A 15409-nucleotide genomic window follows, 5' to 3' on the forward strand; every position below is an offset into this window, starting at 1 on the left:
TTCAAACACCGATTAAATGGAGTTCAAATCACTTAAAAACATAGAGTCATCTTTCCGTCAGATAAGGCTTTTCGGAATTGTATTTGTGGCTATGTGTGCGGTGGTTGTCTCGGTGGCTCTGGTTATGGTTTTCAAGTTTGCTGAGAAGCAGCGTGAGAAGATTTATGTCCTTGACAATGGCAAGTCTTTGATGCTTGCCTTGTCGCAGGACATGAGCCAGAACCGTCCGGCAGAGGCACGGGAGCATGTAAGACGTTTCCATGAATTGTTTTTCACTCTCTCGCCGGACAAATCGGCCATCGAACACAATATCAACCGCGCATTGATTCTCTCAGATAATAGCGCATACAATTACTACTCTGACTTCTCTGAAAAAGGTTACTATAACCGAATCATCTCAGGCAACATCAACCAGATATGTCAGGTGGACAGCGTTGTATGCAACTTCACCAACTATCCATACACGGCGGTTACTTATGCGAAGCAGAAAATCATTCGTCAGAGCAACGTGACTGAGCGCAGTCTTATAACAACCTGCAAGCTGACCAATTCGTCAAGATCAGATGACAATCCTAACGGCTTTATAATCGAGGGTTTCAATATCCTTGAAAATAAAGATATTTCCACAATCAAACGATAAGTGAGAGTTTTATCAAAAGTACGCGACACCATATATAATAAGGTGTGGCACACTCCCAAAGGGAAATTGAGAAATTTCCTTATATGCAAATGTGATAATATACCGCAGAAACGACGGTTGACAATCGTGGGTATATTCTTCGGATTGTTTGTCCTCATCGCATTTCTATTGTTCGGCAATGCCTGTTACCACATAGGACTGGGGCAAGCCCGTCAGCACATTGATGAGATAAAGCATATAAAGGCAGTGGAGTTACCAGCTTCAACTGAAAAACAGTCACTACCAACATTTGATGACATTTGAAGAACTGAAAACGAAAGTCAATGGCTGGTTTCAGCCGAAAAATGAGGCTGAGAGAGCCAAACTTAAAAAGTATGCCATTGTATTTCCCGCGATGTTCCTGACATTCATAGTTGCCCTTTGGTTAATTTTCGGCAGTGGATTCTCGTCAGACATGACCGACACAAGCAACGCCAATATGGAGCTGCCGGATGGTGACAATGCCGAAATTGAAGGGAACAAACTCAAAGCAATGGAGGCTAAGGCACTTGAAGATGAAAAGCACCGACAGGATAGCGTAGTCCAGACATTCACTGAAATGGCGGATACGATGCCGACAAATATTTCAGAAGAGCCGACTGCAATAGAGTCATCGGCACAGGCATACCAGTCAGTCCAAGCGTCACTTGAAGATTTTTATATTCCCGAAGACCAGTCTGCGGCACAGGTCGCAGAACTTCAAGCGAGGATTGATGAACTGGAAATGCAGAATGCCTACGCCCAGCAGCAGACTCAGCAGCCCAATGAAGTGGAGCTGATGGAGAAGTCTTATCAGTTGGCGGCGCAGTATCTCGGCACTGGAAATGGTAGCCAACAGGCGATCATTGTCGATGAGCCGGTGAAGGAGCGTAAAGTTATGCCCGTGAATCAGGTCAACCGCAATGTGGTTTCCTCTCTCAATGCGGCAACATCTGAACGATCATTCTCTACTGTTGTCGGCGGCAAGCGTCAAAATTTCAAAAATACCATTTCAGCTTGTATAGCCTCTGACCAGTCGGTAATTGACGGTCAGAGCGTGAAACTTCGTACTCTTGAACCGATGTGGATTGGGAACTCTCTGTTGCCAAAGAATACAACCGTTGTCGGCTCGGCACGATTGCAAGGTGAACGCCTTGAAATCACGATTGAGAGCATTGAGGCATTAGGCTGTATAATGGAAGTTGACCTCGCTGTATATGACTCAGACGGTCAAGAGGGTATCAACATTCCCAATTCTATGGAGTCTGACGCACTGAAAGAAATCGGAGCCAATATGGGTAGTACCGTCGGCAGCTCAATCAACATATCCACCAATGCCGGAGCGCAAATTGTCTCCGATGTGGGTCGAGGCTTACTCAACGGCGTAGGTCAATATCTTACCAAGAAAGTCCGTCAGGTGAAAGTGCATCTGAAATCCGGATATAAAGTGATGCTCAAGCAGGTTGAGCAATAATCAACAAAACACACCAACAACGAATGAAAACAATCACAAAACTCTTTGTTGTGGCAGTGGCACTCTTCGGAGCAGCCACCGCTGTCAACGCCAAAACAGTTAAAAATACCGATAACAACGTGTCGTCTGACACTGAAACGGTCGCCGAACACGATATGAACGTGTACGGCGCAAACTACACCGACGGCGACAAATTTGACGGTCTTACCCGAAAAGTCGGCTTTGACCGCATGATACCGCCTCACGCACTGGAAGTTGCGTATGAGAAAACGACGCACATCATCTTCCCGGCAGAAATCACTTATGTGGACTTGGGCAATGAGAACCTCGTTGCCGGACTCGCTGACGGTGCAAAGAATGTGTTGCGTGTAAAATCGGCTTTCAAGTCGTTCAAGCAGGAAACCAATCTTTCGGTTATCACCGAAGATGGCAGCTATTACACGTTTAATGTAAAATTTGCCAAAGAGCCGCTGTTGCTCAGTATCGAGATGACTGATTTTCTCCATGACGGTGAGGCTGTGAACCGCCCCAACAACGCGCAGGAGATCTATCTGGAAAAACTCGGTCAGGAGTCGCCGATGCTTGTCAAACTGATTATGAAATCAATCTACAAACAGAACAAGCGCGAAATCAAACACATAGGCAGCAAGCGTTTCGGTGTCCAGTTCCTACTGAAAAGCATCTACACCAACAATGGACTTCTCTATTTCCACACCGAACTGAAGAATACCTCAAATATCGCTTTCGACATTGATTTTGTGTCGTTCAAGATTGTGGACAAGAAAGTTATCAAGAGAACCGCCATGCAGGAACAGGTGCTTGAACCGCTCCGCGCCCAGAACTATGTGACTGTTGTTCACGGCAAATCTTCTGAAAGAACCGTGTTCGCCTTGGAGAAATTCACTATCCCCGACGATAAACAGCTCGTTATCGAGGTCGCCGAAAAGGAAGGCGGCCGCCATCAGTCTTTCGTAGTGGAGAACGAGGATATTGTGAGAGCCAACGTAATCGACGAACTTTCAATCCAGTAACCAATGAGAAAAGCGATAATTCTTTTCGCTGCCATGCTTGCTCTTTTCACAGGGCAGGCAATGGCCCAGCGATGCCTCCCCGGAATGTCAGCGGTCGAGGTAAAGGCAAATATGGCAGACGGTTTTTATACCGGCAACTCCCGCAACTGCGGCTATTCTTTCGGTGTCTATTACTCCGTTTTCAAGGGTAACGCCAACACATGGACTTTTGGCGGCGAGTATCTCCAGACTTACAAGCCATACGGCGAAAAAGGTCGTATCCCTGTTGCGGAGTTCACGGGCGAGGTAGGCTACAATCTCCACCTGTTGAGCGACTACTCGCAGGCTTTTCACCTCTATTGTGGCGTGTCTGCCCTCGGCGGATATGAAACGGTAAACTGGGGTAAGTCGGTGCTGTCCGACGGATCCACGCTCCACAACGGCGACGCCTTTATCTATGGCGGCGCACTGACTGTTCAGGCAGACTTTTATCTATCTGATAAAATAGCCTTGACTGCCAATGTGAAAGAACGGTTTGTGTTCGGCAACTCAACGGGCCATTTCCATACTCAGTATGGTGTTGGCGTAAAATTTATAATCGAATGAGCCTATGAGATACACAAAAGATGATATACACAAAATCAGCATATACAAGCTATTGGAGGCTATAGGCATGAGACGTGTTGACCTTGTCAGTGATGACGTCGAACTCTATTATACGCCATATAGAAATGATTCGGAACCTAAATTTATTGTTGATGATTTGGCAAGAAAATGGTATGACCAAGTGACTGGCAAATCGGGGGATATAAGGGATTTGGCACGACTTATTGCAAAAGGTGCTGATAGAGATGATATTGATGGCTATATAGTCCGTAAAGCTAATGAATATGAGAAAATACAGGAACTGCGTGCAATGAGTCGCAGACTGATGGAGCCGGAAACTTTTGATGTAGATTATGACAAAATCCATCTGACTACTTTTATGAAAGCGTTGGGTCAACCCAAACCTCTGATGGCGGATGGAAACATTCTCTACTACAAAGCTCCGTATTCAAATGACGAGAATCGGACTATCGCTGTTAATACCATCACTAATTGTTGGCATGACACCAAGTCTAAGAAACAAGGGAACATATTTACTCTTGTATGGCACATGATAGGTTCATCCAATATATCGGAAATCAAACGATATATTGTTGCTGAGATGTCAGCTATGAATAAAAATCTGGCATTAAATAGGACTGAACTTGAGAAGACGGAAATCCCGAAAAAGAAACGAGGTATGCGCCTATGAACATCGACGCTATCCGACAAATCCCGTTGGTGGATTTCCTCAACCACCTCGGCTATCGGCCGACAGGACGCGACAGCAAAGGATTGTGGTTCTACTCTCCATACCGCAATGAGCGTAAGCCCTCGTTCCATGTCAACCCGCGCAAAAATTTATGGTTCGATTTTGGGAGCGGTGCAGGTGGCGACATCTTCAACCTTGCCGGAGAGTTGACAGGCGAAACAGACTTCATCAGACGGGCGGAGTTCATCGCCCAAAAGATGCAGTTGCCAGTAGAGAAACCCTACAAGCCAATGCCGTTCAAGGAAGAACCGACATTTGAGAATGTTGCTATCTCCAGACTGGAGGCTCCGGCTCTGCTTAAATACCTTGATGACCGTGGCATACCACGCGACATAGCCCAACGCTATTGTGTGCAGTGTGATTATGAATTACATGGCAAGAGGTATTACGCCATCGGCTTTGAAAATAACGCGCATGGCTATGCGTAATTCCTTTTTCAAAGGCTCTTATCCACCCAAGCATATAACTCATATAGCCAATGGCAACGCCCGGTGTAATGTCTTTGAAGGCTTCATTGACTTTCTCTCAGCGGAACGACTCGGATATAATGACGGCACTGACACAATAGTGCTTAACTCTGTCTCCAATCTGAATAAAGCCATTGCGCCACTGAGAGAATACAGTCTGGTCAGTTGCTATCTCGACAACGACAATGCCGGACGAGCCGCACTCGTCAAGCTCCAGCAGGAGTTAGGCGATAAGGTAATGGACAAGTCCGCACTTTACCCCAATCACAAGGATCTGAACGACTATCTCATGTCGCTCTATCCTAAACAGACAGCAAAATCAAAACTCAAACTCTGAAAAATGAAAACAATCCTCAATAGAATCGGCTCAGCCCGTGTCACTCCAACCCGTTTCTTCGGGTTCTTTCTCCGTTCCACTACGAAAGCGCTTTGCGGTTGCTGGGCAATCGTCTTTGCCTTCGTGTTATCCCTCACCTCCTGCGACGATGACCTCGATGTGCAACAATCATATCCCTTCACGGTGGAAGTTATGCCATACGCAGACAAAATAGCCAATGGCGAAACCGTAGAACTGCGTATGACCATCGTCCCCGAAGGTAACTACACCAACACACTCTACACAATCCGCTATTTCCAGTATGAGGGTAAAGGCTTGCTGAAACTCGTTGATGGCCCGACACTCGTCAACAATGACCGCGTCCTCCTCGAATCCAAGCAATTCCGGCTCAACTACACCGCTTACTCCTCAGAAAGTCACGAACTTCTGATAACGATTGAGGACAACTATGGGACTCGTTGGGAACAGACCTTTGAGTTCAACAACAACGACAGCGATGACAAAGGCGGATCGGAAAGTACTGTCGTGACACCAATCAATCCCGGTACACTAACACCTATTAGCCAATGAAGAAACTCCTTATACTCTTTGTGGCATTGTTCTCCCTTGTAGGAACAATGCCCGGCAACGCCGCCTCACAGCGAACTGCCCCCGCAAGGGAGCAGAAAACAAAACGAAGCATAATGGAACTGACGATCTTTGAGCGTGCAGTTCTCATAATAAAGAAGTTTGAAACTTTACATGACTCACGCCGCCACTGGCCATACTTGGGTTACGGTCATAGAAAACTTCCCGGAGAGAAATATTTTCGTGGCTACAAGATGAGTGAGCGCGAAGCCGATGCACTTCTCCGCAAAGACCTACGGAAATTCTGCGCTCTATACCGCGACATGGGAAAGGATAGTATTCTGCTTGGAGCATTAGCCTACAACATCGGCCCCGGTGCTGTAAATAAGTCTAGCGTCTATAAAATGCTCAAATCCGGCAACCGCAACATCTTCAAAGCCTACACCTCCTACTGCCACTACCGAGGCAAATGGCACAAAGGATTATACACTCGCAGACTAACGGAACTCGGAGCCCTGTTCATCCCTTAAATAAATTCCATATATAACAATCCTGACAAACTTTCAGTAATAAAGGTCTGTCAGGATTGTTTGCTGTATTACGTATCCATTAAACCAACCAATGATGCTAATTGTTGGGAAAGAAGAATTACCAATTTACAAATACTCTATGAATAGATTCTACACTATATTATTTTTGATGATGTCTTTTGTCTGTGCATTTGGGCATGACAAAGAAAGTGTTCAGGAACTGTATGAATATGGTTCATATAGTTCCTCCGATGGTCTCACCATAAATTATAGAATAATCTCTCCGGATTCTACCAATATTGTAGAATCAGAAGAAAGTAGTTATCCTCTGATTGTCTTTATGCACGGAATCGGTGAGCGTGGTAATGATAATAAGAAACAACTAGAACATGGTGGAGACCTTTTCTCAAATTCAAGTTCTCGACAGTCATACCCTGCATATGTGATTTTCCCTCAATGTCCAGATGACTATTTTTGGTCGTTGAATAAGAGCCCAAAATCTCAGAAGGACATCATGAAAAATCAAGACGAGACTCCCATTATGAAGGGGGTAATTGAGCTGGTGGAGAATTGTGCCAATACTCTGCATATCGATAAGAATAGAATTTATATAGTTGGCCTTTCTATGGGTGGACTTGCTGTATATGACGCAGCTTGGAGACACCCTGATATATTCGCCGCCGCAGTTGCCATTTGTGGTGCTGTAAATCCGGACAAACTTTCGTCCATAACAGATACATCGTTCCGTATATATCATGGAACAAATGACGATGTCATACCAATTGAAGCATCTGAAGCAGCATATAATGTTTTAAAAAAGCATGACATCGATGCTCAGCTCATTGAACTTCCCGATGTGGGACATGAATGTTGGGATAAGGCATTTGCATCCCCGGATTTTTTAAGCTGGATTTTCAGTAAATCAAAACTTCACCATGGTATAGAAATCCAGAATGCTATTGCTTTGCAACCATAAGCAATTTGGTATGTATATTCTTAAGGATAGGTCAAGGGCTTATCCTTTTTTTGTATATGCAGGTCTATTTCATTGGGTAGGTAGTGCTATATTTTTACTTTACGGCCTAAATACACATATTTTCAGGCAGTTTCTTGTTCCAGAATTTGGAATATGAAGAAATTTTTCTTAATTTTGCACCGAAAATCATGAATGATGAAATCAGGAAACTACAATCGTATTAAAGAAGTACTTGAAGAACAAGGTCGTACGCAGACATGGCTAGCCAAAAAGTTGAATATAACTTTTCGGCAGGTTAACTCTTATTGTTCTAATGCTTCTCAACCCAGTATCCCTGTTCTTTATGACATATCTATTTTGTTGCAAACGCCAGTTTCGGAATTACTTAGAGAATCGTCCGAGGAATTATTAAAAACAGATGACTTATGAAGTACGCATTAGTAACAGGTGGATCCAGAGGAATCGGCAAAGCTGTTTGCTTGAAGTTTGCACAAATGGGAGTTCCGGTTCTAATAAATTATCATTCAAATGAGACTGCCGCCCTTGATGTATTAAAGTGTGTGCAATCCATTGGAGGAACTGCATATCTTCTTCAGTTTGATGTGGCCTCTGAAAAAGATGTTAGTAGTGCAATAGAACGTTGGGAAGATGAGCATCCAGATGACTACATTGCGTACCTTGTAAATAATGCTGGAATACGAAAGGATAATCTGATGTTCATGATGCCTGAGAAAGATTGGCATGATGTTATTGATGTGACGCTTAATGGTTTCTACTATGTTACCCGTAAGCTGCTTCCCAAAATGATGATGCGCCGACATGGTGGCAGAATTATTAATATGGCGTCGTTATCCGGTTTGAAAGGAATGCCCGGGCAGACAAACTATAGTGCCGCAAAAGGTGCTTTAATCGGTGCAACCAAAGCTCTGGCGCAGGAAACGGCAAGTAGAAATGTGACAGTGAATGCCATCGCACCAGGATTTATTGAATCCGACATGACTAAGGATCTTCCGCAAGAAGAACTGAAAAAATTGGTTCCAATGAATCGTTTCGGCCGTCCGGAGGAAGTAGCAGCATTGGTTGGTTTTCTTTGTTCTGACGAGGCTGGTTACATAACTGGCGAAGTCATCAATATCAATGGAGGATTGTACAGTTAACCTCATTATCTGATTTTGCAATGAGTAGAAGAGTAGTAATCACAGGTATGGGAATTTGGTCCTGTATCGGAAAAAATAAAGAAGAAGTACAGGATTCACTATATAAAGGGAAATCTGGAATTGGCTTGGAACAAGCCAGGTTAGACTATGGCTACCAGTCCGCTCTGACGGGAATTGTGGAACGTCCGAAACTAAAGGGCATTCTCGACCGGCGTCAGAGGACCGGAATGTCCGAAGAGTCGGAATATGCGTTTATGGCTTCCAAAGAAGCATTTGATGAAGCCGGCATTTCAGATGACTATCTAAAGGAGAACGAAGTTGGTATCATCTTCGGTAACGATTCATCGGCCAAGGCTGTCATTGAGGCTCATGAAATAATGAAAGAAAAGAAAGATTCCGCATTAGTAGGATCTGGTTCTATTTTTCAGTCCATGAACTCGACGGTCAATATGAACCTCAGCACCATATTCCACCTTAAAGGAATTAATATGACCATAAGTGCAGCCTGTGCCAGCGGATCTCATTCTATAGGTCTTGGATATATGATGATTAAACAAGGTCTTCAAGATATGATATTGGTTGGAGGTGCTCAGGAAACCAACTACTACTCAATGTCTTCTTTCGATGCTCTTGGCACTTTCTCTTCAAGAATGGATGAGCCTACCAAAGCATCACGTCCATTTGATAAGAACAGGGATGGATTGATTCCCAGTGGCGGTGCCGCAGCATTGGTGCTTGAAGATTATGACCACGCCATTGCCAGAGGTGCAAACATTCTTGCTGAAGTGGTGGGATATGGATTTTCATCAAATGGCGGAGGCATCTCACAGCCCAGCGATGAAGGGTCAGAGCGAGCAATGAAAAGGGCACTCGCAGACGCAGGTATTTCTGCTGAGGAAGTTGATTATGTGAATGCACATGCCACTTCAACTCCTCAGGGTGATGACTATGAGGCAATAGCATTAGACCGGATATTCGGCGGGAAGAAAGCTCTTATAAGCTCTACCAAATCCATGACCGGTCATGAGTGTTGGATGGCTGGAGCTAGCGAAGCTGTTTATTGTGTTTTGATGATGCAAAATAGTTTTGTAGCACCAAACATCAATTTGGATGAGCCTAGTGAACATGCAGCTAATCTTAATATAGCTAAATCTACAATAGACATGCCAATTGATATTGCACTCAGCAACTCATTTGGATTTGGTGGAACAAATAGTGCTCTTGTGATAAAAAAAATAATCTAACGTAATAATCATATGAAAAAGTTACTCTTTTCAATTTTAATTGTCATGATGGCAATCCCTGCTTTAGCAGGGACCAAACTCGTGACAGGTTCACTCTCAGAACTGAAGGGAGCAAAAAGCGTTCCGTTCATTGTCAATTGGGATGGTGCTGTGTACAGCAAAGCTGGTACACTTGTTGATTTCCTTGACAAAGCAGTCAGAAACAATGACTGGGAAGAAGGTTCTCTCAACTACCTCTTCCAAAAGGCTAATTCGCGTACTGGCGAATATGGTGTTCGTCTTGTTGACAAAGATACTCAGACAGACTCTGAATACTACTTTGAAATGGTAGTGGAAACCATTTCAAAAGGCGGAGACATAAAAGGAGAAATTCACCTGAAGAAAAAGGGTCAGGATGAGCCTATCGCAATCATGACATTTGCATCTGATGATGCAGACGACAATGATAAAATTGCCTTTCGAGATCAATTTAAGTCCATCGGAGAAAGTCTCGGGAAGTTAATTGTAAAACAAATTAAGTAAACCAATGAATCATAAAGTTATGGGGCTAAGGAGTCCCATAACTTTTAATGCAAAAATTGAATGAATCTATTTCCAGAACTTAAAAAGAGATATTCAGGAGACAATCTAAATGCAAGAGAAGCTCAACGTCTTGCAGAGTTTATTGCATTTGGCCCTGTGGTATTCCAGACTGCTCGCATTTTGTTAAAATGGGGAATCTTGGATATAATTCGGGATTCAGATAATGGTATGACCATTGATGAAGTCGCGAAACATACTAACATCTCCATATACGCTGCAAAATGTCTGATGGAAGCTGCTCTTTGTATCGGTATACTTTTTATAGATCCGGAAACAGATCGGTTCAAAATATCAAAGACAGGATGGTTTCTCATTAACGACCCAGCAGTACGTGTTAATATTGATTTTAATCATGATGTTAACTACGAAGGCTGGTTCCACCTTGAAGAATCTCTTAAAGAGGGGAAGCCTGCCGGATTAAAACATTTCGGTGACTGGCCAACAGTTTACGAGGGCTTATCCAGCCTTCCGGAGCAAGTGCAAAAGTCATGGTTCGGATTTGACCATTTTTACAGTGATTCGTCATTTCCAGAAGCTCTCGAAATTGTATTTAAGAAGAATAAGACACGGTCGCTATATGATGTCGGTGGTAATACCGGCAAATGGGCTCTCCAGTGTGTTGCATATGATAATGACGTTGAGGTAACCATATTGGATCTTCCTCAGCAAATCAAGCTGATGGAAACGAATACATCCGGGAAAGAAGGAGCCAATCGCATAAAGGGATATGGGATTAATCTTCTTGAAGCTTCCGCAAAGTTCCCCAAAAACGAAACCGCGCCCGATGCCATTTGGATGAGCCAGTTTCTGGATTGCTTCTCAATGGAAGAAATCGTAAGCATTCTTTCAATAGCCAAGGAAGCTATGGGTGACAACACCAGAATCTATATAATGGAAACATTATGGGACCGTCAGCGTTTTGAACCCGCGGCTTTCTGTCTGACTATGACAAGCCTATATTTTACAGCCATTGCAAATGGCAACAGTAAAATGTACAACACTGAAGATCTTGCAGAGTGCATAAAGAAAGCCGGACTTGAAATAGAAAAAATTTATGACGGGTTGGGTCAAGGGCACAGCATAATAAAAGTAAAACTAATAAACCAATAACAGTAATGACAAGAGAAGAAATAGAAGAAAAGGTAAAGGGCTTCATGATCGAGGAACTTGAACTTGAAGAAGATGATCTCGTGGCTGAAGCCCTCCTCAAAGATGACCTCGGGATTGACAGTCTAGACTACGTTGACATCGTGGTCATTGTAGATAAAATCTTCGGATTCAAAATCAAGCCGGAGGAGATGACAGATGTCAAGACCCTCGGTCAGTTCTGCGACTACATCGAATCCAAGGTAGGATAAATGGAAAAAGAGTGGGCAGGAACTACATACGGCAACGGTTGGATGCACAAGTGGCTCATCCGTATGCTCCGTTTCATTGATGTACGGATTCTTTACGGATTCGTATCCATCTTTGTTATTCCTGTCTGTCTGGCAATCAATCCAAGTAGAGGTCTAATCTACCGATATTTGCGTAAACGTCAAAAAAATGGCATTATAAGGGCTGCATGGCTGACTTATGTCAATCATTGTCTGTTCGGGCAAGTGGTCGTTGACAGGTTCGCAATGTATGCCGGGAAAAAGTTCGAAGTTGAGATAGATGGCTATGACAACTATCTGAGATTAGCAGATAATCCCGACGGATTTATCCAGTTAAGTGCGCATATCGGGAACTATGAAATTGCCGGATATACATTAAAAGCAGAGAAGAAGAAATTCAATGCGTTAGTGTTTTTCGGGGAGAAGGAATCAGTCATGCGCAATCGACAAAAATTGTTCTCGACTACGAACATCAATATGATTGCCATTCGCCCAGACATGGGTCATCTCTTTGAAATTAATGCCGCATTGGCCAACGGAGAGGTTGTCAGTATGCCGTCCGACCGTGTATTCGGTTCCGACAAACATCTTGCAATTGACTTCCTTGGGGAGAAAGCCAAATTTCCCTATGGCCCATTCAGCATAGCCACGATGAGAGGTTTGGAAGTAATTGCTGTCAATGTCCTTAAGATATCTGCTAAGAAATATAAAATCATAGTTACCCCCCTCTGTTACGATGGACAGGCTCCAAGAAAGGAACAGATCCGGCAACTCAGTTCGGCTTATGTAAATGAACTGGAGCGTGTTGTAAATATCTATCCGACTCAGTGGTATAACTATTTTGAATTTTGGGAAAATGATAATTGAGATAAATCCGCGAACCCCGCCAGATGAATTTGTAAGGCAAATCGATGTTCACACATTGTTGCCTCAACAGGAGCCATTTGTCATGATAGGACAGATGGAGCATTTCGACATGACCAACGTGAGAACAACCACACAGGTGCTGATGTCAAATATTTTTGTAGAAGGTGGAGTGCTGGATGCTTCCGGCATCATTGAAAATATTGCCCAAACTTGTGCTGCAAGAATCGGCTATATAAATCAATATATACTGAAGAAAGGTATTCAGATAGGATTTATTGGAGCAATAAAGAATTTCCAAACACATAGTCTTCCTAAAGTAGGTGAAACCATAGAAACCTCTGTTACCATCAATGAGGAGGTCTTTGGAATGCTTTTGGCAACAGCGCAGGTCACTACACCGGACAGACTCATTGCAACAACAGAGATAAAAATCGCAATCAAGGAATAATGGAACTAACGTCATCAAAAGACATAGAAATTCGCTTCAGCGAAGTGGATATGATGAAGGTCGTATGGCACGGCGCATACCCGTTATATCTTGAAGATGCACGCGAGGCATTCGGTGACGAATATGGGTTGACTTATGAAGGCTATCTTGACAACCAATATTATGCGCCCATAGTGGACATGCAGATACAATATAAATTCCCCCTCCGCTACGGGGTAAAGGCCCGAATTGATATAACGTATCGTCCAACTGAGGCTGCCAAGATTGTGTTTGACTACGAAATACGTGATAAGGAAACCAATCTGCTATACTGCAAGGCTCGCACTATCCAAGTATTCATGGACATGGATTATAATCTCGTATTATTTAATCCGGAATTTTTTGAGAACTGGAAAGCAAAATGGCAGCAATAATAGGTGATAATATCATATCCCCAATGGGATTCACAACAGAGGAAAATTTCCAAGCCGTAAGACTTGGAAAGACCGCATTGCGTCATTTCGATTCTGCTGATGGCATCCCGTTTCCCTTTACCGCCTCTCTTTTTACAAAGGAACAAATAGATGGGCTTAAGGAAGAAAATCTCACTCGTTTTGAGTCTCTGGCTTATCACTCAATTATGAGTGCCATTACGAGCCATCCGGAAATAATCTCCGAACGAACTGTTTTAGTCCTTAGTAGCACCAAGGGAAACGTAGGCGTTCTCCAAGACACCGAAAATGATAAAAATATCATAAATTTAGGTGAAGCAGCAAGAAAGATTTCTGACAAAATAGGTTTGAGCCAATCTCCAATAGTTGTCAGCAATGCGTGTATTTCAGGTGTCTCGGCAATCATTTTGGCCACACGGCTAATCGATGCTGACAAGACAGACAATGTCATCGTCTGTGGTGTTGACGAGCAGAGTCCTTTCATTATATCTGGTTTTGAGTCCTTGAAAGCTTTGTCAGAATCAGAATGCAGACCCTTTGACATAGAGAGGCTTGGTCTTAATTTGGGTGAGGCTGCTGCAACACTTGTTTTATCAAAGCACCCCCAAAAGGGCTGTTGGCAGATAATTGGAGGCGCGATAAGAAACGATGGTTTTCATATAAGCAGCCCCTCACCTAAAGGAGAGGGAGCTTATCAGTCACTGTGTAAAACAATTGAAGGGACTTCCTTTGATGACATTGCAGTTGTAAATGCACATGGTACGGCTACCATGTATAATGACCAAATGGAGTCAAAAGCCATAAGCCGTGCCGGACTTTCGGAAGTGCCGGCAAATGCCTTAAAAGGGTACTTTGGTCACACCATGGGTGCAGCCGGAGTATTGGAAACCATTCTAACAATGCATTCTGTAGAGGATGGCATCATTTTCGGAACAAGAAACTTTGAAGAACTTGGCGTAAGCGGAAAAGTTAACATTACTTCTTCATTGCAGCAAACAAATAGGTCATCGTTTATTAAGATGATTTCCGGATTTGGTGGAGGGAATGCTTCAATTCTTGTATCTCTGAAAGATAAAGGTGGACTTGAAACTCGTAATACTCAGTTTGAAATATCCCATAGGGTAGTTTTGACACAAGATTCTTTAGTGATTGACGGAGTGTCTGCCAAATTGGAATTTTCGGGTGATAAACTTTTGACTGCGCTATACAAGGAACGAATAGGCGATTATCCCAAATTTTATAAAATGGATTCTCTTTCCAAGTTAGGATTCATCGCATCCGAGATACTGTTGCAAGCTGAGAAGGAGAATGATTTTGAAAATACGCCCTCAAGAGGAATAGCCTTTTTCAATAGCCATGCATCGCTTAATACGGATATTGCCTACTTGGAAACAATAAAAGACAAAGGAAATTATTTTCCTTCTCCATCATTATTTGTCTATACATTGCCCAATATCGTTACGGGAGAGTTAGCCATCCGACATCATCTACTTGGCGAGACAGCATTCTATATCCTACCTAACAAGGATTGGAACAGAATAACTGACATTATTGAATGTATGTTCTGTGATGAACAAATAGATTCAGTGATTGGAGGTTGGGTGGAATACATAAATTCAACCAGTTTTGAAGCAAATATTTTTATCGCAAATAAAACCAACTAAATATGGAAGAAATAATTTTAGAGTTGAAAGAGAAAATTATCGATGCCCTCAACCTAGAGGACATAACACCCGAAGAACTTGATGCTTCGGCACCTCTGTTCGGTGATGATGGAATTGGCCTCGACTCCATTGACGCGCTTGAAATAATAGTGCTTCTCGAGAAGAACTATGGCATCAGACTTGCAAATGCTGCCGAAGGTAAAGCAATATTTACCAGCATTGAAAGCATTGCCAAATACGTTCAGGAAAACCGCAAGAAATAAT

The 15409-nt window shown here is 43.2% G+C and carries 22 protein-coding genes; all 22 read left to right on the forward strand.

Annotated elements, in window-relative coordinates; all coding sequences use genetic code 11:
* Positions 1-16 precede the first annotated feature (16 nt).
* The 22 genes from traK (at position 17) to FW767_RS08250 (ending at position 15408) form a co-directional block, all read left to right on the forward strand.
* On the forward strand, positions 17-640 hold the full coding sequence (gene traK / locus FW767_RS08150; protein ID WP_068960692.1) for a conjugative transposon protein TraK: 624 nt from the start codon (positions 17-19) through the stop codon (positions 638-640).
* On the forward strand, positions 641-943 hold the full coding sequence (locus FW767_RS08155; RefSeq protein WP_068960693.1) for a TraL conjugative transposon family protein: 303 nt from the start codon (positions 641-643) through the stop codon (positions 941-943).
* Positions 933-2132 carry a conjugative transposon protein TraM gene (gene traM / locus FW767_RS08160; protein WP_068960694.1) on the forward strand — a complete coding sequence of 400 codons (1200 nt, stop codon included), beginning with the start codon at positions 933-935 and terminating at the stop codon, positions 2130-2132. Before FW767_RS08155 ends, traM begins: the two co-directional genes overlap by 11 nt.
* A 155-nt stretch (positions 2133-2287) precedes the next feature.
* Positions 2288-3163, forward strand: a complete 876-nt coding sequence (gene traN / locus FW767_RS08165) for a conjugative transposon protein TraN (RefSeq protein WP_449405092.1) — start codon at positions 2288-2290, stop codon at positions 3161-3163.
* A 3-nt stretch (positions 3164-3166) separates the two neighbouring features.
* Positions 3167-3748: a conjugal transfer protein TraO gene (locus tag FW767_RS08170; protein WP_068960695.1), complete on the forward strand. Its 582-nt coding sequence runs from the start codon at positions 3167-3169 to the stop codon at positions 3746-3748.
* Between the two features lie 4 nt (positions 3749-3752).
* Entirely contained in the window at positions 3753-4439 is a 687-nt protein-coding gene (locus FW767_RS08175; protein ID WP_068960696.1) for a hypothetical protein, read from the forward strand.
* On the forward strand, positions 4436-4927 hold the full coding sequence (locus FW767_RS13465; protein ID WP_394349337.1) for a CHC2 zinc finger domain-containing protein: 492 nt from the start codon (positions 4436-4438) through the stop codon (positions 4925-4927). Before FW767_RS08175 ends, FW767_RS13465 begins: the two co-directional genes overlap by 4 nt.
* Positions 4920-5303 carry a toprim domain-containing protein gene (locus FW767_RS13470; RefSeq protein ID WP_394349338.1) on the forward strand — a complete coding sequence of 128 codons (384 nt, stop codon included), beginning with the start codon at positions 4920-4922 and terminating at the stop codon, positions 5301-5303. The genes FW767_RS13465 and FW767_RS13470 overlap by 8 nt, the downstream gene beginning before the upstream one ends.
* A gap of 24 nt (positions 5304-5327) precedes the next feature.
* The gene (locus FW767_RS08185) at positions 5328-5873 is read left to right on the forward strand and encodes a DUF3872 domain-containing protein (protein ID WP_068962037.1); all 546 of its coding nucleotides are present in this window, start codon (positions 5328-5330) and stop codon (positions 5871-5873) included.
* Positions 5870-6400 carry a glycoside hydrolase family protein gene (locus FW767_RS08190; RefSeq protein ID WP_068960698.1) on the forward strand — a complete coding sequence of 177 codons (531 nt, stop codon included), beginning with the start codon at positions 5870-5872 and terminating at the stop codon, positions 6398-6400. The genes FW767_RS08185 and FW767_RS08190 overlap by 4 nt, the downstream gene beginning before the upstream one ends.
* Positions 6401-6491: 91 nt before the next feature.
* Complete coding sequence (locus tag FW767_RS08195) at positions 6492-7376, forward strand: carboxylesterase family protein (protein ID WP_084274015.1); 885 nt, start codon at positions 6492-6494, stop codon at positions 7374-7376.
* A 192-nt stretch (positions 7377-7568) separates the two neighbouring features.
* Entirely contained in the window at positions 7569-7805 is a 237-nt protein-coding gene (locus FW767_RS08200) for a helix-turn-helix transcriptional regulator (protein WP_068960699.1), read from the forward strand.
* Positions 7802-8533: a 3-oxoacyl-ACP reductase FabG gene (gene fabG / locus FW767_RS08205; RefSeq protein WP_068960700.1), complete on the forward strand. Its 732-nt coding sequence runs from the start codon at positions 7802-7804 to the stop codon at positions 8531-8533. Before FW767_RS08200 ends, fabG begins: the two co-directional genes overlap by 4 nt.
* A gap of 20 nt (positions 8534-8553) precedes the next feature.
* Positions 8554-9777, forward strand: a complete 1224-nt coding sequence (locus FW767_RS08210) for a beta-ketoacyl-[acyl-carrier-protein] synthase family protein (protein ID WP_068960701.1) — start codon at positions 8554-8556, stop codon at positions 9775-9777.
* Positions 9778-9789: 12 nt separating this feature from the next.
* Positions 9790-10299 (forward strand): hypothetical protein, encoded by a 510-nt coding sequence (locus FW767_RS08215; protein ID WP_135957385.1) that lies wholly within the window; start codon positions 9790-9792, stop codon positions 10297-10299.
* Between the two features lie 60 nt (positions 10300-10359).
* Positions 10360-11469 (forward strand): methyltransferase, encoded by a 1110-nt coding sequence (locus tag FW767_RS08220; protein WP_068960703.1) that lies wholly within the window; start codon positions 10360-10362, stop codon positions 11467-11469.
* 5 nt (positions 11470-11474) lie between these two features.
* Entirely contained in the window at positions 11475-11717 is a 243-nt protein-coding gene (locus FW767_RS08225; RefSeq protein WP_068960704.1) for an acyl carrier protein, read from the forward strand.
* The gene (locus FW767_RS08230) at positions 11718-12602 is read left to right on the forward strand and encodes an LpxL/LpxP family acyltransferase (RefSeq protein ID WP_232321496.1); all 885 of its coding nucleotides are present in this window, start codon (positions 11718-11720) and stop codon (positions 12600-12602) included.
* Entirely contained in the window at positions 12592-13050 is a 459-nt protein-coding gene (locus tag FW767_RS08235; protein ID WP_068960705.1) for a pseudouridylate synthase, read from the forward strand. Before FW767_RS08230 ends, FW767_RS08235 begins: the two co-directional genes overlap by 11 nt.
* Positions 13047-13463 (forward strand): acyl-CoA thioesterase, encoded by a 417-nt coding sequence (locus tag FW767_RS08240; RefSeq protein ID WP_068960706.1) that lies wholly within the window; start codon positions 13047-13049, stop codon positions 13461-13463. The genes FW767_RS08235 and FW767_RS08240 overlap by 4 nt, the downstream gene beginning before the upstream one ends.
* The gene (locus FW767_RS08245) at positions 13451-15145 is read left to right on the forward strand and encodes a beta-ketoacyl synthase N-terminal-like domain-containing protein (protein ID WP_068960707.1); all 1695 of its coding nucleotides are present in this window, start codon (positions 13451-13453) and stop codon (positions 15143-15145) included. Before FW767_RS08240 ends, FW767_RS08245 begins: the two co-directional genes overlap by 13 nt.
* Positions 15146-15147: 2 nt before the next feature.
* Positions 15148-15408, forward strand: coding sequence for a phosphopantetheine-binding protein (locus FW767_RS08250; RefSeq protein WP_068960708.1), 261 nt, complete (start codon positions 15148-15150; stop codon positions 15406-15408).
* Position 15409 lies beyond the last annotated feature (1 nt).

Origin of the sequence: Heminiphilus faecis, assembly GCF_008728965.1 — a bacterium.
Classification (GTDB): Bacteria; Bacteroidota; Bacteroidia; order Bacteroidales; family Muribaculaceae; genus Muribaculum; species Muribaculum faecis.